At 71.2% G+C, this 25,443-nt stretch carries 19 protein-coding genes and 1 CRISPR repeat array; of the genes, 14 read left to right on the forward strand and 5 right to left on the reverse strand.

Going from position 1 to position 25,443, the window contains the following annotated elements; genetic code table 11:
- Positions 1-733, reverse strand: a 733-nt coding sequence (locus ENSA5_RS25570; protein ID WP_106394317.1) for a 3'(2'),5'-bisphosphate nucleotidase CysQ family protein, incomplete at its 3' end; no start/stop codon positions are given.
- A 100-nt stretch (positions 734-833) separates the two neighbouring features.
- The gene (locus ENSA5_RS25575; RefSeq protein ID WP_181198142.1) at positions 834-2,645 is read right to left on the reverse strand and encodes a glycosyltransferase family 39 protein; all 1,812 of its coding nucleotides are present in this window, start codon (positions 2,643-2,645) and stop codon (positions 834-836) included.
- Between the two features lie 147 nt (positions 2,646-2,792).
- Between ENSA5_RS25575 and ENSA5_RS25580 the strand changes: the two genes are divergently transcribed.
- Complete coding sequence (locus tag ENSA5_RS25580) at positions 2,793-3,404, forward strand: TetR/AcrR family transcriptional regulator (RefSeq protein WP_106394319.1); 612 nt, start codon at positions 2,793-2,795, stop codon at positions 3,402-3,404.
- Between the two features lie 18 nt (positions 3,405-3,422).
- Here ENSA5_RS25580 and ENSA5_RS25585 read toward each other — a convergent pair whose 3' ends face one another.
- From ENSA5_RS25585 to glyA, 3 genes are read right to left on the reverse strand one after another with little or no spacing between them, the layout of a single operon-like run.
- Positions 3,423-5,441 (reverse strand): protein kinase family protein, encoded by a 2,019-nt coding sequence (locus ENSA5_RS25585; RefSeq protein WP_106394320.1) that lies wholly within the window; start codon positions 5,439-5,441, stop codon positions 3,423-3,425.
- Between the two features lie 20 nt (positions 5,442-5,461).
- Positions 5,462-7,174: a hypothetical protein gene (locus ENSA5_RS25590; protein ID WP_146156111.1), complete on the reverse strand. Its 1,713-nt coding sequence runs from the start codon at positions 7,172-7,174 to the stop codon at positions 5,462-5,464.
- 35 nt (positions 7,175-7,209) lie between these two features.
- Positions 7,210-8,478 carry a serine hydroxymethyltransferase gene (gene glyA, locus ENSA5_RS25595; protein WP_106394322.1) on the reverse strand — a complete coding sequence of 423 codons (1,269 nt, stop codon included), beginning with the start codon at positions 8,476-8,478 and terminating at the stop codon, positions 7,210-7,212.
- Between the two features lie 130 nt (positions 8,479-8,608).
- Between glyA and ENSA5_RS25600 the strand changes: the two genes are divergently transcribed.
- The 13 genes from ENSA5_RS25600 (at position 8,609) to trpA (ending at position 25,411) form a co-directional block, all read left to right on the forward strand.
- Entirely contained in the window at positions 8,609-9,544 is a 936-nt protein-coding gene (locus tag ENSA5_RS25600) for a GGDEF domain-containing protein (protein ID WP_258183019.1), read from the forward strand.
- Between the two features lie 33 nt (positions 9,545-9,577).
- Entirely contained in the window at positions 9,578-11,290 is a 1,713-nt protein-coding gene (locus ENSA5_RS25605) for an Ig-like domain-containing protein (RefSeq protein ID WP_146156112.1), read from the forward strand.
- 24 nt (positions 11,291-11,314) lie between these two features.
- A complete protein-coding gene (locus tag ENSA5_RS25610; RefSeq protein WP_106394324.1) occupies positions 11,315-13,732 on the forward strand; it encodes a PKD domain-containing protein in 2,418 nt (805 codons plus the stop codon).
- Positions 13,729-14,334: an SRPBCC family protein gene (locus tag ENSA5_RS25615; protein WP_106394325.1), complete on the forward strand. Its 606-nt coding sequence runs from the start codon at positions 13,729-13,731 to the stop codon at positions 14,332-14,334. The genes ENSA5_RS25610 and ENSA5_RS25615 overlap by 4 nt, the downstream gene beginning before the upstream one ends.
- Before the next feature lie 10 nt (positions 14,335-14,344).
- Positions 14,345-15,895 carry an anthranilate synthase component I family protein gene (locus tag ENSA5_RS25620; protein WP_106394326.1) on the forward strand — a complete coding sequence of 517 codons (1,551 nt, stop codon included), beginning with the start codon at positions 14,345-14,347 and terminating at the stop codon, positions 15,893-15,895.
- Positions 15,896-15,957: 62 nt separating this feature from the next.
- A complete protein-coding gene (locus ENSA5_RS25625) occupies positions 15,958-16,557 on the forward strand; it encodes an anthranilate synthase component II (protein WP_258183025.1) in 600 nt (199 codons plus the stop codon).
- A 9-nt stretch (positions 16,558-16,566) separates the two neighbouring features.
- Positions 16,567-17,043 (forward strand): hypothetical protein, encoded by a 477-nt coding sequence (locus ENSA5_RS25630; protein WP_106394328.1) that lies wholly within the window; start codon positions 16,567-16,569, stop codon positions 17,041-17,043.
- Positions 17,044-18,380: 1,337 nt separating this feature from the next.
- A CRISPR array of direct repeats spans positions 18,381-19,218; the repeat unit is 36 nt; unit sequence GCTTCAATGGGGCCGCCCTCTTTCGAGGGCGGAAGG.
- Between the two features lie 772 nt (positions 19,219-19,990).
- Complete coding sequence (locus ENSA5_RS25635) at positions 19,991-20,524, forward strand: hypothetical protein (RefSeq protein WP_146156113.1); 534 nt, start codon at positions 19,991-19,993, stop codon at positions 20,522-20,524.
- Between the two features lie 107 nt (positions 20,525-20,631).
- Complete coding sequence (gene trpD, locus ENSA5_RS25640; protein WP_106394330.1) at positions 20,632-21,705, forward strand: anthranilate phosphoribosyltransferase; 1,074 nt, start codon at positions 20,632-20,634, stop codon at positions 21,703-21,705.
- Positions 21,706-21,842: 137 nt separating this feature from the next.
- A complete protein-coding gene (gene trpC / locus ENSA5_RS25645) occupies positions 21,843-22,634 on the forward strand; it encodes an indole-3-glycerol phosphate synthase TrpC (protein ID WP_106394331.1) in 792 nt (263 codons plus the stop codon).
- Positions 22,635-23,285: a phosphoribosylanthranilate isomerase gene (locus ENSA5_RS25650; protein WP_106394332.1), complete on the forward strand. Its 651-nt coding sequence runs from the start codon at positions 22,635-22,637 to the stop codon at positions 23,283-23,285.
- Between the two features lie 18 nt (positions 23,286-23,303).
- Positions 23,304-24,569, forward strand: coding sequence for a tryptophan synthase subunit beta (gene trpB / locus ENSA5_RS25655; RefSeq protein WP_106394333.1), 1,266 nt, complete (start codon positions 23,304-23,306; stop codon positions 24,567-24,569).
- The gene (gene trpA, locus ENSA5_RS25660) at positions 24,566-25,411 is read left to right on the forward strand and encodes a tryptophan synthase subunit alpha (protein WP_219906860.1); all 846 of its coding nucleotides are present in this window, start codon (positions 24,566-24,568) and stop codon (positions 25,409-25,411) included. Before trpB ends, trpA begins: the two co-directional genes overlap by 4 nt.
- Positions 25,412-25,443 lie beyond the last annotated feature (32 nt).

Raw genomic sequence — 25,443 nt, forward strand, 5'->3', positions numbered from 1 at the left:
CGCCGCGCATGTCGGTCAGGCGACCGCCGGCCGCGTGGAGCAGCGCCTGCGGGGCCGCGCTGTCCCAGAGCTTGGTGCCGGCCGTCGGGTGGGCGTAGATCTCGGCCTCGCCGCGCGCGACCATCGATACCTTGACCCCGGTGCTCGCGGTCCGGAGCGTCTGCTCGGGCGTGATCTCGAGCAGCTTCATGATCGCGTCGAGGCGGGCGCTGCGGTGGCTCTTGCTCGTGACCAGGCGCCAGCGCGACTCGACGCGACCGAGGCCATGCAGGGCCGCGACCGCGCCCTCGGTGCCGAGCCGATACCACGCGCGCTGGGCATGATCGTGGTTGATGGCCCAGTTGAGCCGATCGTGGCCGGGCTCGTGGACGATCCCGAGCGCGGGCCGGCCGGCGATCGTCAGGCCGACGTGGATCGCCCAGCTCCGGTCGCCGCCCGCGAAGTCCCGGGTCCCGTCGACGGGGTCGATCATCCAGACCCGGTCGTGGCCACGCCAGCTCGACTGCGCCGCGCTCTCTTCGGCCAGGATCGCGTCGTCGGGAAAGTTCGCGCGCAGGGCCGCGACGATCGCCGACTCGACCGCCAGGTCCGCCCGTGTCACGGGGCCCTGGTCGTTGGCCTTGTCGGTGGTCTGAAGGCTGTCGTCACCACCGGCTTGGATCTCGAGCGCGATCGCAGCGCAGCGGCGAACCACCTCGATGGCGACCTCGAGTTCATGCTCGAGCACGGGCATTGGGGGAGTATGACGGCGATCGAGGATTTTCTGAACCCGGCGCCGCGAGGCTGGGGGTCAATTTCGCCGAGAATTCGCGTGTGATGCGCGATTTCGCAAATCAGAGCTTCGCGCCTGTCCGCTGCTCGAGCGCCTCGCCGACCGCCGGGATCGCGTCCTGCCGCCCGGCGCGGGCCAGCGTCGCGGCCAGCTGCCGGGCCTTGTCGACGTAGGCAAACCACAGATCCGCCGACCACGGGTGCCCGCGGGGGTGCGTGAGCCCGGCGAAGTCCGGGGCCTCGACTCGCATGCGCGCGCACGCGTCGAGGTGGCGCTCGAGGATCTTGTCGAAGGTCCAGTCTGCCGCCGCGTAGCTCGGGAACTCCGGCGGCGGGGGCACGCGCCACAGCACGCCCTCGGGGACCCTCGGGAGCTCGGCGGCGGGTCGCGAGAACACGTTGGCGAGGTAGATCGGGACCGCGGCGAGCTCGGGGTCGGACCAGATCATGCCCATCATCTTCAGGGGCTTGTCGACGTCGGGGAGGCTCGGGACCCGGGCTCGAAGACGCGCGCGGTACCACGGGTGGGCGAGGAGCTGGGCGTCGATGTAGAGGGTGTGCGACCCGGCGCCGAGCACCTCCTGGACGTAGAGCACCGGGAAGCTGCGGTGGTCCTCGGTCCCGAACACGATCGCGCGGACCGGGATCTCGCCGCGGCTCGGGATCGCCGGGCCCGCCGGGTCGGGGCTCGCGACCACATCGATCGCGGCGAGCTCGACGCCCCGCTCGCCCGCTGGCCGACCGCGCTCGAGCACGGCGCCGAGCTGGGCCAGGATCAGGACCGTGGCGATCGCCCCCGCGCCCGCCCGGATCAGCCACGGCTTGTCGGTGACCGCCGCGACGCGATCTCCGAGCCACGAGAGCGCGAGGGCGAGCGGTACGACCAACAACAGGATCGTCAGGAGGTCGAAGCGCTCGAGGATCCAGGCCCCGAAGGGCCCCGTGGGGTCGATGTTTTGGGCGGCGGGGAAGGCCAGGGCGCTGGCCAGCACGCTCAGGGCCCAGCCGAGCGCGACGCCGCTCCACAGCTCGTCACGATGGTCGCGGACCCACAGCCCGGCGAGCGCGAGCACGAGCACGAGCGCGCCGGCTCCGATCCACGCCGAGATCCCGGCCGAGCTCCCGGTCGAGCTCAGGAGGCCGGCGCTGAGGACCTCCGCGACGCTCGCCAGCGCCCGGCTGACCGTGTCGGCGGCGGCGACCTCCTCTTCGTGGAGGCTCAAGCTCAAGGTCCCGTAGTCGACGCGCAAAATGTGATGGAGCAGTCCGTCGAAGGTCTGAACCTGGCCCCAACGCCATCCGCCGCCGCCGCCGAGTGGCAAGCTCGCGAAGGGCAAGAGGCCGACGAGGCTGCCCGCGAGGCCGAGCGCCCCGTTGCGCAGCAGCCCGACGAGATCACGCTCCCGCGGCAGCGCGGCGCCGATCGCCAGGGGCACGAGCAACACCGCCGTGAGGTGATGGCTGACGGCGAGGCCAAGGCTGATCCCCAGCAGAAAAGGACGTGGTCCGGACCGCGTGCGAATGACGACGTAAAGAAACGCGCCCGCGAGCATCAGATGTGGGCCCCAGACCTCGCTGTCGTTGACGTGCAATACGGCGAGGGGCGACGCAGCGGCGAGCGAGACCGCGAAGGCGCCGACCCACGGCCGCCCAAGCAGCACGCAGCAGCGATGAATGAGCAGCCAGCCCGCGACACCACACAGCGCCGGCGGCAGCGCGGCCGCGGTCGCCGGCGGCAGCCCCAACGCCCACAGCCCCCGAGCCAGCAATCCCAGCGCTCGCATCCACGGGTAGCCCGAGGGGTGGGGGACGCCACCCGAGAGCATGACGGTGGCGAACTCGCCAGCGTCGCCGGCCTGAATCGCGCTTGGCACTGACCACAGTGCGACTGCCACCAATAGCGTGGCGAGGACGACGACCGACCACTCGGGACCTTCACCGAGATTGAGGTCATCGCCCGTCGACGAGATCGGGTGCGCTTTGTCCGGACTCATGAGCCGGATTGATGTTATCCTAGGCTGGTGTCGCGGCGATGCAATGCAGGTTTGAGGGAAGCCATCATTCAGACCAGTCTCGAGCTCGGCAGTCAGCTCGGGGAAGATGGGCTGACGATGCGCGGAATCGCGTCGCGCCTGGGGGTGAGCGCGACGGCGCTCTATCAGCACTTCGAGAGCAAGGCGTCGATCTTGCGCGAGATCCGGGTCTACGGCATCGACCTCCTCTACGACGCCCTGAGCCCGGCGCTGCAGCAGGAGCTCGACCCCATCGAGACGATGCGCCAGATCGCTCGCCGGTACATCGACTTCGCCCGCGACAACAAGTGGCTGTACTCGGTCCTGATGGAGCACGACCAGCTCGAGTGGACCGAGCTCGCCCCCGAGGAGATCAGTCGGGGCCTGCGACCGCTCCACGCCGTGCGCCAGGCGATGGCTCAGGGCAAGGAGGCCGGGGCGTGGCGCGACGACATCAACATCGAGCTCGCGGCCTTCCAGCTGTGGGCGTCCGTCCACGGGCTGTGCTCGCTGCTCAACAACGGCCGCTTCAACGAGCAGCACCCCGCGTTCCCGGTGCCCGACGAGAAGTCGCTGATCGATGTGTTCGTCGACGGCTGCGTGCGCGCGTTCCTGGAATGAGCCCGCTCGACGCCTCGGTCAGCGGGTCAAGAGGCAGTCCAGCGCCAGCATCAGCTCGCCCGCGGGCGTCACGACGATCGCGGCGCCATCCATGCGCGAGACCACGGCGTCGCGCAAGATCGCGTTGGCCGGGGCGTCGGTCGTGTCCGGGGCGTTGGGCTCGCCGTCGGGGTGGAGCAGCTCGAGCGCGCGTGGGTTGAGCACGCTCGACCAGCGGGTGTCGGCGTCGAGGGTCCGGCAGCCGTCGGGCCACGCGGCGAGGCGAAAGGCCCGGCCCTCGCGGTCGAGGATGTTCTGCAGCCACGGGTTGCGAGCGGTGCACAACAGATCGAGCTCGGTGTCGGTCCAGCTCTCGGCGGCGACGACGTCGACCGACCGGCCGAGGCGCGGATCGATCTCGACCGGCCCGAGGCCGTCTGCGCGCAGCTCGGCGTCGTCGAGGCTCGGGGCCGCGGCCGCGAGCTCGGTGAGATCATCGACCGGCATCCGCAAGCGCGCGAGCACCTCGCGGGCAGGGGGGCGGGCGCGGGGATCTTCGTCGAGCATCTTCGCGATCTCGTCGCGCTCGCTGGCCGGGAGCTCGGCGAGCGTCGGCGTGAACCGACCCGTGAGCAGCGCGGCCCACAGCGAGCCGATCATGTACATGTCGCCGGCCTGGGTCGGCTCGGCGCCCGCGCGCTGCTCGGGCGGCGTCATCGACAAGAGCTCCTCGAGGCCACCGGTGCGGGTCGCGACGAGACCCGACAGGTGATGGGCGCCGAAGGGTCCGAGCAGCGGGCGGCCGAGGGCATCGCAGACGATCTGGCTGGGGAGCAGCGAGCCGTGGACGAGCCCGACGGCGTGGGCGGCCGCGAGCCCGTCGAGCATGAACGCGATCAGCGAGCGGGCGCGGGCGATCGCCTGCTCGAGGCCAGGCGGACGGATGAGGCTGCGCAGGACCGGGCCCTCGCGCCGCGGCATGACCAGCAGCCCGACCTCGGCGTCGAGGCGCAAGATCGGGCGGATCGCGGGCCGGGCGAGAGCGTTGGCGCGCTCGGCCGCCCCGGCGAAGCGCTCGAGCGCCCGGTGGATCTGCGGCCCCGGTTGATCGATGTCGCCCTGCTCGGCGAGGAGCAAGTGGATCTCGACCTCTTGCAGGGTCACGCGGTCGACCCCGACGTAGGCGGCGCCCGCGTAGGCGGCCGCGAGCGTGGCGGTGACCCGATAGCGGCCGTGCGGCGCGAGCTCGGCCGGGCTGCGCTCGGGCTCCGCGTCGTCGGCCTCGGCCAGGACCAGCTGCCCCGCCAGATCGTGGCCGAGGCTCGACAGCGCTCGGGCCAGCAGGCCGCGCACGCTGCGGCCGAGCTCCCCCTCGGTCGCGCCCGCGCGCCGGGCTCGCTGGGCGTGGCGCGCCGTGCCCTCGGCGTCGCCGAGATCCCAGCACAGCGCGGCCGCCAGCGCGTGCTCGCGGGGCCGCGCGGGCGTCGAGGCCCCGCCCGTAGCCGTCGCGCCGGACGTGCCTGGCGCGGCAGATGTGCCAGATGTGCCAGATACGAGAGTAGCGACGTTGTCGAGGGGGCCGAGGACCTCGAGCGCGCGCCGCGGGAGCCCGGCCTCGGCCAGGGTCTGGGCGGCCGCGAGCGGATCCCCGGCCTTGACCAGGGCCGCGGCCCGCAGCTGTGGCCCGGCCTCCGCCAGCTCGAGCACGTGGGCGGCGTCGTCGTGGCGTCCGCGTCGCTCGAGCAGCTTCGCGGCGTCGCGGAGCAGCTTCGGCTGCTCGCGGTGGGCGTCGAGGGCGTCGAGCACGGCGCGCCAGGGGCCGGGCGATCCGGCCTCGAGCGCCGTGCGCAGGGCGTCGAGCAGGCGGCCGGCGCTGAGGTAGTGCTCGGTCGCCTTGTCGAACGCCCAGATCTGCTCGAGCACCCAGCCGGCTTCGGCGTGGCGGTCGGCGCGAGCGAGCTCGGCGGCCACGGTCTCGTGCTCGCCAGCGTCGAGGCGCCCGCGGGTGTCCGGATCGAGGCGCCGGCCGAGGTCTTCGCTGCGTTCGAGGGTCGCCATGAACAGCGGGCTCGCCGGGCTCAGAGCTGCTCGAGCTCGACCTCGACCTCGGGGTCGGGCGCGGGCTCGGGGTCGTCTGGCAGCGAGTATTCGTCGGGGTGCATGCCCTTGGGCGTGGCGAGGATCTTCATGAGCCCCAGCGGCGCCCAGAAGAAGCGGTCGAAGCCGACCATGCGCGCTGGCTCGTCGCCGATCAAGGACAGGCCGAAGCCGGCCAGGGCGGCGCGGGGATCTCCGGTCACCCGCGCGGTGATCGTCGCGGCGTCGCCGATGTCGGCGCAGGGCGGACCGACGGTCAGGGCGACCTCGTCGGGGGGTCCGAGGCGCGCGTGGATCCACAGGGCGGCCTCGGCCAAGCACAGCGCGCGGCGGGCCTCCTCGATCGCGTGGGCGCTCGCCGCGTGCTCGGACAGGCGCGCGAGCAGCATCAGGCGGCGCAGGTGGGTGTGGACCTGTGCCGACCACGGCCCGGCGACGAGCGCGACCTCGGGCAGCTCGGCGGTCCGCAGCGCCCGGCGCTGAGGCTCGATCACGCCCAGATCGAGGAGCTCGAGCACGAGCCGACCCTCGCTGATCGGCCCGTCGCCGATCACCGCGACGTAGCGGGCGCAGTCGAGGGACGGGGGCCCGACCTCGGGCACGGCCTCGAGCCCGGCGCGGAGCCGGCCGAGCGCGGCCTCGCAGCGCGCCGCGTCGACGGGTTTGGGGGGGTCGTCGGCGCGCGGATCGGGATCGCCGACCAGGGTCTCGCGCAGCGCCTGCCAGCGCCTGACGTGGCGCTCGATCTCGACGAAGGCTGGACCCGGCGCGAGGTCGATGCGCTCCTCGACGGACAGCCGCCGGGCCAGCGCGCTCTCGCCAAGGATCGCCGGCAAGCGCTCGATCGCCGCGTCGGCGTGGAGCTTGCGCGGCGCGGGCTTGGCCGTCCACTCGTGGCGATCGGCCTTGGGCAGCGCGAGCGCGAGCTGCTCGAGCCAGCTGCGGTGCGCGTCGCAGGCCGCGGCGAGCTGCTCGAGGCCGGTCGCGAGCGGCTCGGTCTGGGCGACCACGGGCCGACTCGCCAGCGCCCGGGCCTCGGCCGCGAGCGCGGCGCTGGCGAGCCCGGCCTCGGTCACCCCCGCGACCGAGGCCGCGCGCAGCTGCCCGCGCAAAGCGGCGACGTCCTCGGCCAGGGCCGCGGGCAGGGCCTGGCAGGCCGTGTCGCAGTCGTCGTGGACGAGGCGGTAGCGGAGCTCGTCGAGGGTCGCCGAGATCGCGTGGAGCCCAACCATGGGGTCTTGTTCGGCGGGGGCTCGGCGGCGCAGATCGTCGTTGATGCGGGCGAAGGCGAAGCGCATCACCCGAAGGATCACGACCTCGGCCCCCGGGAGGTAGGACTCGTCGAGCTCGTCGAGGGCGGCCCGGGCCGGATCGCTGAGGCGCTCGAGCGCCCGGCGCTCGGCCGAGCGCAGCGGGGGCGTGGCGGCGGGGGCCAGGCCGAGCTGGTAGGCCGCGAGGGGGTCTGCGGCGATCAACGCCGCGCGGGCGTCCGGCAGCGCGAGCTCCAGCGCCTCACGGTAGGCCTCGGTCTTGAGCGCGTCGCCCTTGTCCTTGTCGACCGCGGGCGGGGCCACGCGCTGGTCCGGATCGGGTGGATCCTTGCAGCCGCTGCTCGACAGCCCGAACACGCACGCGAGCGCGGCGCAGCCAAGCGCCAGCCCCGAGCCTCGGAGACGAGGGTGAGATCGTCGCACGCGCGGAGCATAGCCGGCTCCGCGCGAACGTGCTGTCAGAGCCCCGGCGCAGGAAAATCGGCCAGGAATTCGGAGACCTCGCCGCGCATCCGGTCTGCGAACTCATCCGAGACCGCGCCCTCGCAGCGGGCGATCTCGTCGACGCCGCGGGCGATCATCGTCGCGACCGTCTTCATGTGTGCGGGCTCGAGCCCGCGCGAGGTCAGGGCCGCGGTCCCGAGTCGGAGCCCCGAAGGATCGAAGGGCTTGCGCTTGTCGAAGGGAATCGAGTTGGCGTTGAGCTCGATGCCGCAGCGATCGAGGGCGTGCGCGGTCTTGCGACCCGAGAGCTCGCGGGGGCTGAGATCGATCAGCATCAGGTGGTTGTCGGTCCCGCCGGTCACGAGGGTGTGGCCGGCCTCCTGCAGGGCGTCGGCCAGGGCCCTGGCGTTGGCCACGACCCGCTCGGCGTAGTCGCGGAAGCTCGGCTGGGCGGCCTCCTTGAACGCGATCGCCTTGGCCGCGGTCATCGCGTTGTGCGGCCCGCCCTGGAGGCCTGGGAACACCGCCTTGTCGATCGCCTTGGCGTGAGCCTTGCGGCACAAGATCAGCCCGCCGCGGGGGCCGCGGAGGGTCTTGTGGGTCGTGCTCGCGACGACGTGGCAGTGGGGGACAGGGTTCGGATGCACGCCGCCCGCGACGAGCCCGGCGACGTGGGCGATGTCCGCGGCGAGGTAGGCGTCGACTTCTGCGGCGATCTCGGCGAAGCCAGCGAAGTCGAGGGTCCGCGGGTAGGCCGAGTGACCGACCCAGATCAGCTTCGGGCGGTGCTCCTTGGCCAGCGCGCGGACCTGATCGAGATCGATGCGATGGTCAGTCTCGCGCACGCCATACTGGACCGATTTGTAGTAGATGCCGGTCGCGCTGACCTTCCAACCGTGGGTCAGGTGACCCCCGGCTGGCAGCGAGAGGCCCATGGTCGTGTCACCCGGTTTACACAGCGCGAGCAGCACGGCGAGGTTGGCCGGAGAGCCGCTGTAGGGCTGGACGTTGGCGTGCTCGGCCCCAAACAGCGCCTTGGCGCGGTCGATCGCGAGGCGCTCGAGGGGGTCGATGACCTGCATGCCCTCGTAGTAGCGCTTGCCGGGGTAGCCCTCGGCGTACTTGTTGGCCAGGCTGCTGGCCGAAGCCTCGAGCACAGCCCGCGATGCGTAGTTCTCGCTCGCGATCAAGCGAATACTGTGGCGCTGACGCTGATCCTCCTCGAGGATAAGCTCGTGGATCTCGGGGTCGGCGACGGCGAGGGAGGGGTCACGCTCGGTCATGTCGAAGGGTTGTCGACCGAGCCCTCGCGAAAGTCAAAGCCGGCCATGCTTTTGGCCAAAAGTCCATGTAGTGGCTCCTAGGGGCGTGTAGGAGAGCCAATATCCTGTCAACCTGGTACGCTCGGGTGGGATGACCTCCGTGCCGCCCGACGATTCGGCGACCGCCATTCGTGAGCCTACGGTGGTCACGACGCTGCGTTCGCTCGAGGACATGGTCCGCCGCCCGGCCTGTCTGGTGGTGATCCATGGCGACAACATCGGGCACAAGTACGATCTCGACGTCAAGGTCCTGAGGATCGGCCGGGGCCGCGACAACGACATCTGCGTCAACCACCGTTCGGTCTCGCGCAATCACGTCGAGGTCCACGTCGACGAGCGCGGCGCCCAGCTTCGAGATCTACGCTCGACCAACGGCACCTTTGTCAACGACCAGCCGGTCGGCAACGTGTACCTGCGCGACGGCGACCGGATCAAGGTTGGGCGGACCGTGCTCAAGTTCATCAGCGGCGGCAACGTCGAGGCTGCCTACCACGAGCAGCTGTTCACGATGACCCGCTACGACGCCCTGACCGGCGTCCACAACCGGCGCAGCTTCGACGAGAAGGTCGAGACCGAGGTCGCCCGGGCCGATCGCTACACGCGGCCGCTGGCGCTGCTGCTCTTCGACATCGATCACTTCAAGCGCTGCAACGATACCTTCGGCCACCGCGCGGGCGACCACGTCCTGCGAGAGGTCGCGCAGCTGGTTCAAAGGCGCGCGCGCAAGCACGACTTCGTCGCGCGCTACGGCGGCGAGGAGTTCGTGGTCATGCTCAACGAGTTCGAGCTCCCCGGGCCGCAGGTGTTCGCCGAGCTGATCCGCGGGATGATCGAGCACCACGAGTTCGAGTTCGAGGGCAAGCAGATCCCGATCACGATCTCGATCGGCCTGGTCATCTGGGGATCGCAGTACGAGCGCGCTTCGCAGCTGATCGAGGCCGCGGATCAGTGCTTGTACCGGGCCAAGGCCGAGGGCCGGAACCGCGTGATCGTGGCCCCGGATCCGGCTCAGGACCCGGGCTGCTAGCAGCCTGGCCGTAAAAGCTTTTATGCTCCGGCCATGTCGGTTCGAGGTTCTGGCCTGACGCGTGCGGGGATGTTCGTCGGCTTGTGCGCGCTGGGAGCCGCGCTCGGCTGCGGCGACTCGAGCGGCGCTGAGGCCGACGCGGCGAGCGAGACCGGAGACGGGGACGGCGACGGGGACGGCGATGGCGGAGACGGGGAGGGCGACGGAGACGGTGACCCTGGAGACGGAGATGGCGATCCCGGAGACGGAGACGGAGACGGAGACGGCGACGGCGACGGCGACGGCGACGGCGACGGCGATCCTCCAAATCCCTACCCCGAGCCCGACGCGTGGGGCGGGACCACGGGCCCCGGCGGTCCCGCCGTCAGCTTCACCCCCGACCAGCTCTATCAAAACTGCGCCTATCTCGACGGCGGCGCCGGGGACACGACCGACCACCACAACCTCGTGGTCATGTTCGACGGCCTCCTGATGATGCCGTGGGCGCCCGAGTGGGGCGGGGGCGGCATCACCTTCTTCAACATCAGCGATCCCTGCGCTCCGCAGGCGGTCGGCTACGGGACCTCGGACAAGATGCGAGAGACCCACGCCACGGGCTTCGCCGAGGTCGACGGGAGCTGGTACGCGGTCGTCGACGAGATCGTCCAGCCGCTGCTGGGGTTCTCGGGCGGGCTCCAGCTGTGGGACGTCAGCAACACGGCGGCGCCGAGCGCCGTGACCGAGCTCGAGCTCCCGGGCTTCTTGTACCCCGACGCCTACGCCCGGGTGACCCTCAGCGTGTTCTACCAGGCGCCGTGGATCTACGTGGCCGGGGCCGACAACGGCATCTACGTCGTCGACGCCTCCGATCCCCTCGCGCCGACCCTGGCCAAGCAATACAACTTCAACCCCACCCACCGGGCCGGGCAGGTCCAGGTTGTTGGCAACCTGTTGATGGTCAGCGCCGCCGAGGGCCCGCGCACGGTCATGCTCGACGTCTCAGTCCCCGACAACCCCCAGCCGATCGCGGGCGGGGACTTCTCGATCCTCGACAGCCTCGACCAGCCGCGCGAGTCCTACTTCTCGAATTGGGCTGGGGGCTACGGCTTCTTCGCGATCAAGGACGGCGGCGGCGGGATCCTGATCTGGGATCTGCACGATCCCTCGAACCCGGTGTTCCACGCCGAGAACAAGTCTGGGGGCAACGGCGGCTACGTGTTCCCGAAGGACGAGCTCGCGTTCGTCGGCGAGTCGAACATCGCGCGGATCTACGACTGGTCGGACCCCGACGAGGTCACGATCGTCGCCGAGCTCGACCTCGACGGCGACCTCGACACGCTCACGCCGATCGGCAACGTCGCCGTGCTCAGCGTCGACGACGAGGCCAACCCCAACCAGGGCTCGGCGATCGCGCCCTACGCCGAGCAACCCGACGCCGACCCGCCCTACGTCAACTTCGTGTGGCCGCCCGACGGCGCCACCGACATCAAGCTCAGCAGCCGCTTCGGCGTGACCTTCAACGAGATGGTCGAGCCCAAGAGCGCGTGGGCGGGCTCGGTCCGGCTCTACGAGACCGACGGCGATCCCGACGTGACCCGCGTCGACGGCTGGATCTCGACCCAGGAGGCGATCGTCAACTTCGCGCCCAAGCAGCTGCTGAAGCCGGGGACCAGCTACACCTTCGAGATCACGGCCAACGGCGTCGTCGATTACAGCGGCAACCCGGTCGAGCAGACCTTCACCGCGAGCTTCACGACCGCCGGCTAGGCCGGGCAGGGTAGGGTGCGGACCGTGGAGACGGACGAGAGGCTGAGGGGAGAGCGCGGGGCGCAGATCGTGCTCGGCGCGGTGCTGATGCTGGCGACGATCGGGTGCGGCGACGACCTGAGCGGGGCCGATGCGTCCGAGGCGAGCGGAACCACTGACGGTGGAGACGGGGATGGGGACGGCGACCCCGGAGACGGAGACGGAGACCCCGGAGACGGGGACGGCGACCCCGGAGACGGAGACGGAGACGGAGACGGCGACGGAGACGGCGACACCGGCGACGGCGACGGAGACGGCGACGGCGAGCTGCTGCCCGACGCGGGCCAAGATCGCTACGTGCTCGTCGACGAGCTCACGGAGCTCGACGCCTCGGCCTCGGTCGGGGCCGTGCTCTACCACTGGGACTTCGGTGACGGCAGCGCGCAGCCCGAGCCGACGCCCTCGCCGCTGGCCAACCACAGCTACGACGCGCCCGGCCGCTACTACCCGGTGCTCACGGTCTACGACGCCAACAACGACTCGCTCGCGACCAACGTGACGATCACCGCGACCCACGAGCCAAGCCACGAGCCGCGCTACACGGGCACGCTGATCGCCGATCCGGCCAACGACGCCGTCGCGGTGGTCTCGCCGGACTCGAGCGAGCTGGTCCTCGTGCGTCGCTCGGGCGACGCCGACGCCCCGACCTTCGAGGTCGCTCGCCACGCGACCTGCACGGGCCCGCGCGCGGTCGGCCCGGGGCTGGCGGGCCAGGTGATCGTCGCGTGCCCCGACGCCGATCAGATCCAGATCATCGACTACGACAACGGCCCCGCGCCGGCCTGGGACCTGCCGCGTGGCTCCCGGCCGATGGCCGCGCTCGCCCGCGGCGACGAGGTGTTCGTGAGCCTGGCGGGGACGGGCGCGCTGGCCCGGATCAACTTCGCGCAGGAGCCGGTCGCCGAGTCCTTTCACGCGGCCCTGGCCGACGCCCGCGGGCTCGCGCTGTGGCCCGACGGCCGCGTCGCGATCAGCCGCTGGCGCTCACCCGACGACGAGGCCGAGCTCGCGCTCTACGATCCCGCGTCCGACGCCGTCGAGCTCGTGACCCTCGCCTACGACCCGACGCCGCCCTCGGACACCGAGATCGGCGGGGTCCCCAGCTACCTCGATCAGATCCTGGTCTCGCCGATCGCCGACGAGGTTGCGATCCCCAGCATCCAGGCCAATTTTCTTCACGGCGAGTACCTCAGCGGTGAGGCCCTGACCTTCGAGACCACGGTCCGCGCGGTCGTGTCCTTCATCGAGCTCGGCGAGCCCGACGGCATGGGCCTGGTCCCCGGGCTCGAGAGCTTCGATCGCCGCAAGCAGTTCGACAACCGCGGGTTCGCGGCCGCGGGCACCTACTCGAGCCGCGGCGACTACCTGTTCGTGGCCATGCGCGGCGGCCGGGCGATCGAGCGCTACGACACGCTCACGGGCTCGCAGGCCGGGACCCTGCTCGACGTCGGCTACGCGCCGTCGGGCGTGGCGCTGTCGCCCGACGACCGCCACCTCTACGTCGACGCGAGCTTGTCGCGCGAGCTGCTGGTCTACGACGTCAGCAGCTACGACGTGCTCCCGCAGCCGATCGAGGTCATCGCGCTGGTCACCGAGGAGCCCCTCGCGCCCGAGCTCTTGCGCGGCAAGCAGCTGTTCAACGACTCCTACGATCCGCGCCTCGCCAAGCACGGCTACATCGCCTGCGCCCACTGTCACCTCGACGGCGAGGCCGACCGCCGGACCTGGGACTTCAGCGATCGCGGCGAGGGCCTGCGCAACACGATCTCGCTGCTCGGGCGCGGGGGCGTCGGCCACGGGCCCGTGCACTGGAGCGCCAACTTCGACGAGATCCAGGACTTCGAGCACGACATGCGCGGGCCCTTTGGCGGGTCCGGGCTGCTCGACGAGGCCGACTGGCAAGGCGGCACGGTCAGCGAGCCCCTCGGCGACCCCAAGGCCGGGCTCTCGGACGATCTCGACGCGCTCGCGGCCTACGTCGAGAGCCTCGTCGCGTACCCGCGCAGCCCCGCGCGCGGACCCAACGGCGAGCTCACGCCCGAGGCCGCGGCCGGGCAGCTGCTGTTCGAGTCCCCGGCGCTCGGGTGCAGCGACTGTCACGGCGGCGAGGGCCTGACCGACAGCATGTGGCTGGCCCCGGCCGACCCGCTACTTCACGACGTCGGGACCCTCGGACCCGGCTCGGGCCTCCGCCTCGGCGAGCCCCTGACCGGGATTGACACCCCGACGCTCCACGCGCTGTGGAACTCGCCGCCCTACCTTCACGACGGCTCGGCCGCGGACCTGTACGCGCTGCTCACGGCCAAGAACCCCAACGATCTGCACGGTACGACCTCACAGCTGAGCGAGGCCGAGCTCGAGCAGCTCGTCGCGTATCTTCTCAGCCTCGAGGGGAGCCCATGACCGAAGCCGCCACCAACGAGAGCCTCGCGGGCAGCGAAGCGCCGTCCGCCAAGCTCATGCTCAAGTGGGTCGGGATCGTGCTGCTGCTCGCGGCCGTGACCGTCGTCGTCGTTGGGGTGTTCTTGCCCCGCGAGTGGCACGTCGAGCAGAGCGTCGACATCGAAGCCGACGTCGCCCAGATCCACGCGCAGATCGCCGACCTCGAGCGCTGGGACGCGTGGATGTTCGACCCCGAGCTCGAGGGCGCCGACATGTTGGTCGAGGTCGAGGGCAGCGGGGTCGGGGCCACGATCTCGTGGTCGGGGAAGGGGAGCACCGGGGCCATGACCCTGGTCGAGGCAGACCCGGCCACGGGCATTCGCTGGGACGGGCGGGTCGAGACCGACGAGATCAACAACCATGGCTCGATCAGCTACGAGCCGCTCGACGGCGGGCTCGTGCGCGTGACCCTGGTCGACGAGGGCACGCTGCCGCCCGTGCTTGGCGGCTACTTCGCGCCGGTCATGAACTCGGCGCTCTCGCAGCACTTCGAGGCCGCGCTCGGGCGGCTCGAGCTCGTGGCCGAGGCCGAGGCCGAGGCCGAGCGCGCGAGCGCAGACTGATCGCTTCACCGTGCCGAGCCCCCCCGCCTTGTTCCCCGTGTGGCGCGAGCTGCTGTGCGACGGCGAGACGCCGGTCGCCGTGCTCGCGCGCCTCCGCGAGCGCCCGGACCAGCACGCCTTCTTGCTCGAGTCGGTCGTCGGCGGCGAGCGCTGGGCGCGGTGGAGCATCATCGGCGTCGGTCACCGGGCCGTGGTCCGCGGGGCGTGGCGCGACGGTCGCCTGGTCGTCGAGTGCGAGCCGGGGCCGGGCTTCGCCGCCGACCTCGCCGAGCTGAGCGGCCCCCGGGGCGGCTTCGGCGAGGGCAGCGGCGCGGCGTTGATCGAGGCGCTGCTCGATCGCTACCGCGCGGGTCCCGACCCCGACGCGCCGCCGGGCGAGCACGACGAGCTGCCGCGCTTTTGGGGCGGGCTGGTCGGCGTCTGGGGCCACGACATGGTCCGCGATCTCGAGCGTGTCCCGACCCCCGACTGGGCCGAGCAGGACGCGTCGGCGCTGCCGGCCTTCGAGCTGCTCGTGACCGACACCCTGGTCGTGTTCGACAACCTCTCGCAGAAGGTCCGGGTGCTCGCGACCGCGTGCCCGGCCGAGGACGGCGGCGTCGATCGGGCCCGCGAGGCCGCCCGAGCCCGGGTCGACGCCGTGATCACGGCCCTGCGCACAGGCCCAACCCTCGCGCCGATGATCCTCGACGAGGGCGTCGCCGCACCCCCAGCGCGCCTGGCCGCGGCCTGGGCCGGCAGCCGCTACCCCGAGCAGGTCGTCCGCGCCAAGCAGCACATCGTCGCCGGCGACGTGTTTCAGGTCGTGCTCAGCCAGCGCTTCGATCAGCCCCGGGCCGAGGCCTCGCCCCTCGACGTCTACCGGATGCTGCGGGTCACCAACCCCTCGCCCTACATGTACCTGCTCGACCTGCCCTCGGCGACCCTGGCCGGGGCTTCGCCGGAGGTCCTGGTCCGCGTTGATCACGAGGATCGTCGGGTGACCGTGCGCCCGATCGCCGGGACCCGCCGCCGCGGTCGTGACCTCGCCGAGGACCTCGCGCTCGAGCGCGAGCTCCTCGAAGATCCGAAGGAGCGAGCCGAGCACCTGATGTTGATCGATCTCGGCCGCAACGACATCGGTCGGATCGCCGCCCCGGGCAGCGTCGAGGTCAGCGAGTCGTTCGTGATCGAGCGCTACAGCAAGGTCATGCACATCGTCTCGGAGGTCTCGGGCACCCTCGCCGAGGGCCTCGGGGTCGTCGACGCCCTCCGCTCGACCTTCCCCGCGGGCACGCTCAGCGGCGCGCCCAAGGTCCGCGCGCTCGAGATCATCGACGAGCTCGAGCCCGCGCCGCGCGGCTGGTACGGCGGCGCGGTCGGCTACTTTGGCTTCGACGGCGGGGCCGACTTTGCGATCTGCATCCGCTCGGTCGTGTTCGCGGGCGACAGCGTCCGCGTCCAGGCCGGGGCCGGGATCGTCTACGACTCGGACCCCGAGGCCGAGGACGACGAGTGCGCGCGCAAGGCCGCGGCGGTGCTCCGGGCGATCGAGATGGCCAGGGTCGGGGGGGCGTCGTGATCGAGCTCGGCCGCGGCCAGCGCTACCGGCCCGCCGCGGCGCGCCGACGGCCCGGCGCGCGCGTGCTCGTCATCGACAATTACGACTCGTTCACCTTCAACCTGGTCCAGCACCTGCTCGAGCTCGGCGCCGAGGTCGACGTCTACCGCAACGACGCGATCACGGCCGCGCAGGTGCTCGCGGACCGGCCCAGCCATCTGCTGCTCTCGCCCGGCCCCGGTCGGCCCGCCGACAGCGGCGTGTGCCAGGAGCTGTGCCGGATCGTGTGCGCGCCCGAGCGCGACCCGCTGCCGACCCTCGGCGTGTGCCTTGGCCACCAGACCCTGTGCGAGGTCCACGGGGCCACGGTCGAGCGCGCGGGCCGGATCATGCACGGCAAGCGCTCGGCGATCGTCCACGCGGCGACCGGGCTCTACGCGGGCTTGCCCTCGCCCTACCAGGCGACCCGCTACCACAGCTTGATCGTCGACGAGGCCACGCTGCCGCCCGAGCTCCTCGCCGACGCCCGCACGCCCGAGGGCGAGCTCATGGGCGTGCGCCACCGCGAACGGCCGGTGTTCGGCGTGCAGTACCACCCCGAGTCGATCCTGAGCGAGCACGGACACGACCTGCTCGCCAATTTCCTCGGGCTGGGCCAGACCCCGACGGGCTCGATCAGGTAGCCTGGATTCATGCATCGGACCACATTGACGATCCTCGCGCTCGCGCTCATGGTCGCTCCGTTGACCGCGGACGCCGAGTACAGCCACCTGTGCACGTCGGTGCCCGGGGCGTGTGAGTACACTGGGCCCGACGCCCCGAAGCTCGGGCTGGAGGTCTGCTACGAGCGCAGCAGCAACACCGCCAGGCTCAAGAACACCGCGTCTTGCCCGGCCAACTCGCTCCCGTTCAGCGTCGGCCACGGCGAAGTCATCGACCCTCAGACCGGACAGGTGGCCGCCTACATGCCGCTTGGGGATGCCTGCGCGGCGCGGCAGTGCGCCGAGTACGTCGCCCACGAGGGCGGGGAAGAGTATGTGATCTGCTGCGAGAATGGCGGCCCGTGCTGGCCGGGCGGCGACTGCGGCGGAGTCCTCTATTGGTGCTTCGATGGTGTCTGCAACGAGGACGGGACTGTCGATTGCTTCGAGGCAGATGAGGGGTTGTAGAGTTCGAGCGCGAGTTCGTGGGTCCGATCCTCAAACCGCCGCTCGAGCGGCGCGGAAGGTGGCGTGGTCTTGCCCCAAAAAACCAGGTGTCCGAATTTTTGGGCAAGACCAGCCCTGGTAGCCAGCCCCTTCAAGGGCGCCCACGCTTCAATGGGGCCGCCCTCTTTCGAGGGCGGAAGGCTACGGTCCTTCGGCTGAGGTGTGGCGACACCAGACCAAGGGACAGGTCCGCAGGCCATGTTCACACTGGCATACCTTGCAGTCCTCCCTCCATTTGGTCCCGTGCTCGCCTTCCTCGCAAACTCGCATCCCCGCCGCGCGCTGCTGCTCTCGAAGCCTTTCACGCCCCTGAAAGGCCCTCTTCTCCTCCGGTGACATCATGGGAGAGCCGGTCATCTCCATCATCCGCCGCGCCAAACCGCCCTGCGGACCGGCAGCAGAAGGAAGTGCTCCTCCGGTTCCATGCTCCGTACAGGCCGCGCACAGGAAGAGCAATATTGGACCAAGGCGGCTCATGGATTGACCTCGATCGTGACAGTGACCCGAACGTGTCGGGTGCCCCTCCTGACACTCGGATATCGTTCCTGTCCATCTGCATGTGTAGTGATTCCGTTGAGCCGATGGTCACAGAGCCGGCTCTGGGCTTCGATGTCACCGAGTCCCCCGAAACGTGCAACGCGGTCCGAGCCAGAGGAAGACCAATCGCTAGCTTGCCGTTGGTCGGCTGCAAGAGCATGGAGGCAACCTCGGCGTCTGCAGCCCACTGTGGAGGAGCGGGTACAAACTCTGGACCCTGGGCAGATGCGTGACCGGAGATCAGCACGAGCACCCCCAAGCCCGGCGGCCGCCACGCGGTGGTGTGACTTTTTCATGCTCGGTCGGTCGGTACCACTGTCGAACATGCGCGGCAATTCTAAAAAGGTGGCAACGCGAATATTACCGCGGCGCCCGGCGCGAGGATCGTCGCGCCTCTGCATCTGCGGACGTTGCCAGCCGGCCGCTAAAACGTGCGACCAATCAGGCGTCTCGTCGGCGAGTTCAGCCCGGCGACTTGCTCGCGGACGAGGCCCCACTGCGCGCGTGCCGTGGCTCCTTGCTCGCCGCGCGGAGACGGGGAAAGCCCGCGTCGCGTGGGCTCCGCCTCCGAGGGTCAAATATCGTTGAGGGCCCCGGGTGCTGACGGCTGAGGGCAGGCTCCCGAGCTGTTCCGGTCCGCGGACCCGCGCCGCCGGCCAGCTCGGCGACGCAGAGGCCGACCAGTTTCCCTCTTCTGGAGGTGTCCGATTTTTTGGGGCAAGACCAAAGGTCTCCTGGCTGCGGGGGTCGAAGGGGATCCGGCTTCAATGGGGCCGCCCTCTTTCGAGGGCGGAAGGGCGAGCTCAAAGGTGCGGGTGGGCTCCTCGTCGCTTCAATGGGGCCGCCCTCTTTCGAGGGCGGAAGGGGGCGACCGCTCCCCACAATGGTGCGAAGGTTGTGCGCGCTTCAATGGGGCCGCCCTCTTTCGAGGGCGGAAGGGGGCGACCGCTCCCCACAATGGTGCGAAGGTTGTGCGCGCTTCAATGGGGCCGCCCTCTTTCGAGGGCGGAAGGACTTGAAGACATCGAGCCGTTTCCCCAGCCTATGATGCTTCAATGGGGCCGCCCTCTTTCGAGGGCGGAAGGCCGACCACTACGCGGCCTTACACACCGCGATCTTTGAGCTTCAATGGGGCCGCCCTCTTTCGAGGGCGGAAGGGCCGAGCAAATCCTCACCAGCGACCTCTTCTCCTCCCTGCTTCAATGGGGCCGCCCTCTTTCGAGGGCGGAAGGCTCCCACTGCTCGAACTCGGGCACGTTCTCGACGACCACGCTTCAATGGGGCCGCCCTCTTTCGAGGGCGGAAGGGCTCACTACACACCATGTCGACGGATGTCGGCAGAGGCTTCAATGGGGCCGCCCTCTTTCGAGGGCGGAAGGTCGAACAATGACCGGCTGGGATCCGGACTCCATCGCGGGCTTCAATGGGGCCGCCCTCTTTCGAGGGCGGAAGGGGCGCCTCGAGCTGGCGCAGTCGGGGACCTTCGGTGTTCTTGCTTCAATGGGGCCGCCCTCTTTCGAGGGCGGAAGGTCTACTCTGACCCACCCTGGAACCCGGGGAACGGCTTCAATGGGGCCGCCCTCTTTCGAGGGCGGAAGGGGCACCGCTGCAACCTACCGAGATCACACCAAATTTCACCCCCCAACGCACGCAGGGCGATTTCGCCCGCGAATTCCGGCCTCCATGTTCCTCTCTCCCGTTTTCAAACACCGTTCAACCCCCACCTCACCCGCCGAAATCAGCGTTTTGCACGCAAGATGGGGGTTGAACTGCCTGCGGCCCCGCGTGCGTCGTCCCCAACCACTATCACTGAACACGAACCCAGGACAAGCTCGAGGTTCACACAGCCCACGCGATCCAACGGCGCTCGAGCCCGCCAGGGCCGTTTCGCGCCGTCCGAGCCGGCCTAGCGACGCGTAGCGAGCCCGCGCTGCTCCCACCGCTCCGCCCGATCGGCAGACCTCGCGCCCGCTCCACCCTCACCACCTGCCGCGCCGAAGCGCTGGTGCTCCGTCACCACCTGCAGTCGGTCCGGCGCGGACACGCCAGCGCGCTCTCACCAGACCCACCAAGTCCCGCGTGGGGCCCCTGTTTCGCGCTCGCCATGTGTCGGTCGTCGGGCTTGGATTATGGCTTGTCCACTTCGCGTTCGGCGCGTGTCGTCCGTTCAATCATGCGCGTGTTGTCATCAAGCCGATCAATCATTGTGTACTGGGAAGAGCTCGTCTATCTTGAGGCGGCCCTGCTCGCAACGGATGAAACCGTCCCCCTGGCAGCCCCCGTAACGGCGACGCTGGAGCAGTTCAACACGATCAGACAGCGTGATCTCTCCACCCGCCGGGCCGTCGTTCAGGCCCGCGCCCGCGCCAGCGTGGCCGACTCGAGCCTCGACGAGGCCCTGCGCGAGATCCACGTCAACACCCTGCACCTCGTGCGGCAGGACCGAAGCCGCAAGGAGTACGAGACCCTGTTCCCCGGGGCCCTGACGGCCCACATCCGCCACGCCCTCGCCAAGCAGGTCGCGGTCGCGCGCGACACCGCCGAGCGCCTGGGCCTGAGCCTGTTCGAAGACAAGTTCCGCGAGGTCCAGCTCGCGCTGCTCGAGCCGGTGATCGACCGCGGCGAGGTCGTCCTGTCCGAGCGCAAAGACGCGGAGTTCAGCCGCGTGGAAGGCCGGCTCGAGATCGAGACCTGGAAAGACGAGGTCAACGCCGTGCGCCTGAGCGTCTACGCCGAGCTGCTCTCGATGGCCGCGAAGACCCGGCGCAAGCGGTCCTGGGCCGAGGCCTTCTACCCCACGGCTTCGGCTCGCAGCACTCGCGGCGAGGACGAGCCCGAGCTCGAGCCCGAGCTCGAAGCCGACCAGGCCGACCAGGTCGACCAGGCCGACCAGGTCGACGAGTAGGACGGTCGACCGGCCGCGGTCGTCGCCGCGCTGGCCAGCTGCCATCACGGCGCCGCCCTGCCGGTTCGGCCACGCGCGGTGCTTCCACGCCGGGTATCGTCGCGGCCATGACCAGCGAAGCCGAAGCGATCCGCGCGGGCCTGCGGACCCTCGCCCGCGGACACCACCTCAGCACCTCGGCCGCGGCCGCAATCTTCCGCGAGATCATGTCCGGCGCCTGCGAGCCCGGGCAGATCGGCGGCCTCTTGATGGCGCTGGCGATCAAGGGCGAGACCATGGGCGAGATCAGCGGCGCGGCCGAAGCCATGCGCGAGGCCTCGACCCGGGTCCTGACCACCCGCGCGCGCCCGATCGACGTGTGCGGAACGGGCGGCAGCGGGGTCCCGCGCCGCAACGTGTCGACGGCCACGGCCCTGGTCGTCGCGGCCTGCGGCGTCGCCGTGGCCAAGCACGGCAACCGGGCGGCGTCGAGCCGCAGCGGCAGCGCCGACGTGCTCGAGGCCCTCGGCGTCGACGTCGAGGCCCCGCCACAGACCGTCGGGCGCTGCATCGACGAGCTCGGGGTCGGGTTCTTGTTCGCGCGGACCCTGCATCCCGCGATGCGCCACGCCGGGCCGGTCCGTGCCGCGCTCGGGGTCCCGACGGTGTTCAACCTCCTCGGCCCGCTCACCAACCCCGCCCGGGTCCGGCGGCAGGTCCTCGGCGTCTACGATCCGGCCCGCTGCCACGACCTCGCCCGGGCGCTCGGAACCCTCGGAAGCGAGCGGGTGTTCGTGGTCCACGGGTTTCGGGCCGGGGTCACGGCGGCCCCGCGCGCGCCGGCCGGGATCGACGATCTGAGCCCCGAGGGCGAGTCCCTGGTCGTCGAGTGGCGCGAGGGCGAGCTCCACGAGCACGTCCTGCGCCGCGCCGACGCCGGGCTCGACGAGCAGGTCCTCGCTGATCTCGCGGGCGGCGACCCCTCGGACAACGCCGCCGCGCTGCGCCGACTCCTGGCCGGGGAGCCCGGCGCCTACCGAGACGCCGTGATTCACGCGGGCGCGCTGGCGCTGGTCGTGGCGGGCGATGAACCGATCTCCACCCTGGGTTCGGCGGCCCTGCGCGTGGCCGAGGCGATCGACAGCGGGGCCGCGGCGCGGGTCCTCGAGGGCCTCGTCGAGACCTCCCGGCGGCGACCCTGACGCTGGATCCAGCGTGGAGCCGGGCGTGGAGCGGGCGTGGATCTGGCGTGGATCTGGGCGTGGATCTCGGTTGAGCCCGCTGGTTGACCCCGCTGGTCGACCCGGCGGTGAATCGGCTACGCTGGCGCGGGCGAGCGATGAGCGACCAAGCCACCTACCTCGACGAGATCCTCGCGGCCAAGCGATCGGAGCTGGCGTCGGGCCGACCCGGGAACCTCAGCCTCGCGCAGATCGACGCCGAGCTGGCCGGGGCGCCCGATCCTCTCGATCTGTGGGCCGCGCTGGCGACGGGCCCCAAGCCGCGGGCGATCGCCGAATTCAAGCGACGCTCGCCCAGCGAGGGTCTGCTGCGCGATCAGGCCGATCCACGCCACATCGCCACGCTCTACGTCGACGGCGGCGCCTCGGCGATCAGCGTGCTCACCGACCGCCACTTCGACGGCAGCTTCGAGGATCTTCGCGCGGTGCGAGCCGCGGTCTCGGTCCCGATCTTGTGCAAGGACTTCATCCTCAGCCGCGAGCAGATCGTCACGGCCCGGCGCGAGGGCGCCGACGCGATCTTGCTGATCGCCGCGGCGCTCGAGCCTCCGCTCCTGCGAGATCTGCTCAATTTCGCCTACGATATCGGCCTCCAGGTCCTCGCCGAGGCCCACAGCGACCACGAGATCGAGCGGGCGATGGCCGCAGGGGCCAAGATCATCGGGTTCAACGCCCGCGACCTCCACACCTTCGAGGTCGACCTCGATCGCGTCATCCGCCACCGGCCCGATGTCCCCAAGAGCTTCCTGTTCGTGGGCGAGAGCGGGATCCAGACCCGCAAGGACGTCTCCCGTCTCCGCGCGGCCGGGGTCGACGGCGTGCTGATCGGCTCGACCCTGATGAAGGCCGAAGATCCGGGCGCCAAGCTCGCCGAGCTGATGGCCGTCTGAGTGGCCACGGGTCTGAAGATCTGCGGGCTGACCCGCGCCGAGGATCTGCGCGCCTGTGCAGCGCTGGGCGTCGACGCGATCGGGCTCAACCTGTGGCCCGAGTCGAGGCGCTTCGTCGAGCCCCATGACGCCGCCGAGCTGCTCGCGGCGACGCCGGGCGCCGACGGCCTCGTGCGCGTCGGTGTGTCCGTCGACGCCTCCCTGAGCGAGACCGAGCGGGCGATCGCAAGCCTCGATCTCGACCTCCTCCAGCCCCACGGCGACGCCCCGGTCGAGCCCTACGCCGAGCTCGCGGCTCGCTACGACATCGGCTGGGTCTGGGTCGTGCGCGGCACGCCGGCGCTCGAGCGCCTGCGCGTGCCGGAGCCGGCGCCGCGCTGGGTCCTGCTCGACGCCGCCGTCCCGGGCTTCGGCGGGGCCGGACAGCGGACCGACTGGGGCTTCGCCGCCGAGGCCGTCGAGGCCCTCGCGCCGATCCCGGTCTGGCTCGCGGGCGGGATCACGCCGAGCAACGCCGCCGAGGCGATCGCCACGGTCCGCCCGGCGGGCCTCGACGTCGCCAGCGGCGCCGAGGCCCCGGGGGCCAGCGCGGGCCACAAGGACCACGAGGCGATCGCGGCCCTGATCCGGGCTTGCCGCGGGCCGGGCTGAGTCGTAAAGCTGGCCGCGATGTCGGCGACAGCCCCGGATCCCGAGAGCCCGCCCTCGCTGGCCAGCTTTGGCGAGTTCGGCGGCCGCTTCGTCGCCGAGACCCTGATGCCCGCGGTCGAGGAGCTCGCCCGGGAGTGGCCGATCGCGTGGGCCGACGAGGCCTTTCGCGCCGAATACTCGCGGATCCTGGCCGAGTACGTCGGTCGCCCCTCGCCCCTGACCCCGGCGCCGCGCCTCGCGGCGGCGATCGGCGGCGGCGAGATCTGGCTCAAGCGCGAAGACCTCAATCACACCGGGGCCCACAAGATCAACAACTGCGTCGGCCAGGTCCTGCTCGCGCGTCGGCTCGGCAAGACCCGGATCATCGCCGAGACCGGCGCGGGTCAGCACGGCGTCGCCACGGCGACCGTGTGCGCCTACTTCGGCATGCCCTGCGTGGTCTACATGGGCGCCGAGGACGTCGCCCGCCAGGCCCTCAACGTGTTCCGCATGCGCCTGCTCGGGGCCGAGGTCCACGCGGTCCACGGCGGCGCCGCCACGCTCAAGGACGCGATCAACGAGGCCCTGCGCGACTGGGTCGCCAACGTCGCCGACACCCACTACGTGATCGGCTCGGTCATGGGCCCCGATCCCTATCCGGTCATGGTCCGCGAGCTTCAGCGAGTCATCGGCGACGAGGCCCGGGCCCAGTGCCTCGACCGGCTCGGGCGGCTGCCCGACGCCGTCGTCGCCTGCGTCGGCGGTGGGTCCAACGCGATGGGGATCTTCGCGGCCTTCGTCGACGACCCCGAGGTCGCGCTGATCGGGGTCGAGGCCGCCGGCGAGGGCCTCGAAGGCCGCCACGCGGCGACGATGAGCCGCGGCGAGGTCGGCGTCTACCACGGCATGCGCAGCCTCGTGCTCCAAGACGACGACGGACAGCTGCAGGAGGCCCACTCGATCTCGGCTGGCCTCGACTACCCCGGCGTCGGGCCCGAGCACGCGTTCTTGCGCGAGCGGGGGCGGGCCCGCTACCTCGCGATCGACGACGAGCAGGCCTTGGCGGCGCTGCGCCTGCTCTCGCAGACCGAGGGCATCATCCCCGCGCTCGAGAGCGCCCACGCGATCGCGGCGCTCGAGCAGCTCACCCGTGAGCTCGGACCCGAGGCCAAGATCCTCGTCAACCTCTCGGGCCGCGGCGACAAGGACATGCACACGGTCATGGGCCGGCTCGACGCCGAGTCGCTCGCGCTCGTCGAGCGGGCGCGGACCCGGCACGAGCGGGCAGGGGAGGGCGCACCGTGAGCGGCCAGGCGCAGCCGCCGAGCGAGCGCGAGGGGCGGATCGGGGCCTGCTTCGCCCGCTGCCGGGCCGAGGGACGGGCCGCGCTGGTCGGCTACCTGACCGGCTTCGATCCCGATCGCGCCGCCAGCCTCGAGGGCCTGATCGCCGCGTGCGAGGCCGGCGTCGACGTGCTCGAGCTCGGCGTGCCCTTCTCCGACCCCGCGGCCGACGGCCCCGAGATCCAAGCCGCGATGGTCCGCGCGCTCGCGGCCGGGGCGACCCTCGAGCGCGTGCTCGAGCTCGCCGCCGAGCTCCGCGCGCGCTTCCCCGAGCTCCCGATCGTGCTGTTCTCCTACGCCAACCCGCTGCTGTCCGGAGCTCGGCGGGAGCCAGCCGGCGTCGCGGGTTTTTGCGCCCGCTTGCGTCAGGTTGGCGTGGACGGCCTGCTCGTCGTCGACCTGCCCCCCGAAGAGGCCGCGATCCTGCGCGAGCCGGCCCGCGCCGCCGGCCTCGACTGGATCGCCTTGTGTGCCCCGACCAGCCCGGGCCCCCGGCGCGAGCGCCTCGTGCGTCACGCGAGCGGCTTCGTCTACGCCGTGAGCCTCACAGGGGTGACCGGCGCGGCCCTCGACGCCAGCAGCCCAGCGCTGCACGCCCAGCTCGACGATCTGCGCGGACGGACCGAGCTCCCGATCTGCGTTGGCTTCGGCGTCCGCGAGCCCGCCCAAGTCGCCGCCCTCGCACCTGGTGTCGACGGCGTCGTCGTCGGCAGCGCGCTGGTCCGGGCCGCCCGCGAGGGGCCCGAGGCGCTGCGCGGGTTGGTCGCGAGCTTGCGCGCCGCGACCTCGCGCGGAGCGAGCTGACATCGCGCGGTCGCTCGGCGATCACGTTATGC

Source organism: Enhygromyxa salina, assembly GCF_002994615.1.
GTDB lineage: Bacteria > Myxococcota_A > Polyangia > Nannocystales > Nannocystaceae > Plesiocystis > Plesiocystis salina_A.

What these genes read in the sequence shown, in the direction of transcription:
- trpD (WP_106394330.1), top strand. Translation starts at nt 20,632, where the DNA reads ATGACCAGCGAAGCCGAAGCGATCCGCGCGGGCCTGCGGACCCTCGCC.
- glyA (WP_106394322.1), bottom strand. Translation starts at nt 8,478, where the DNA reads ATGACCGAGCGTGACCCCTCCCTCGCCGTCGCCGACCCCGAGATCCAC.
- ENSA5_RS25615 (WP_106394325.1), top strand. Translation starts at nt 13,729, where the DNA reads ATGACCGAAGCCGCCACCAACGAGAGCCTCGCGGGCAGCGAAGCGCCG.
- ENSA5_RS25605 (WP_146156112.1), top strand. Translation starts at nt 9,578, where the DNA reads ATGTCGGTTCGAGGTTCTGGCCTGACGCGTGCGGGGATGTTCGTCGGC.
- trpB (WP_106394333.1), top strand. Translation starts at nt 23,304, where the DNA reads ATGTCGGCGACAGCCCCGGATCCCGAGAGCCCGCCCTCGCTGGCCAGC.
- ENSA5_RS25585 (WP_106394320.1), bottom strand. Translation starts at nt 5,441, where the DNA reads ATGGCGACCCTCGAACGCAGCGAAGACCTCGGCCGGCGCCTCGATCCG.
- ENSA5_RS25630 (WP_106394328.1), top strand. Translation starts at nt 16,567, where the DNA reads ATGCATCGGACCACATTGACGATCCTCGCGCTCGCGCTCATGGTCGCT.
- trpC (WP_106394331.1), top strand. Translation starts at nt 21,843, where the DNA reads ATGAGCGACCAAGCCACCTACCTCGACGAGATCCTCGCGGCCAAGCGA.
- ENSA5_RS25600 (WP_258183019.1), top strand. Translation starts at nt 8,609, where the DNA reads ATGACCTCCGTGCCGCCCGACGATTCGGCGACCGCCATTCGTGAGCCT.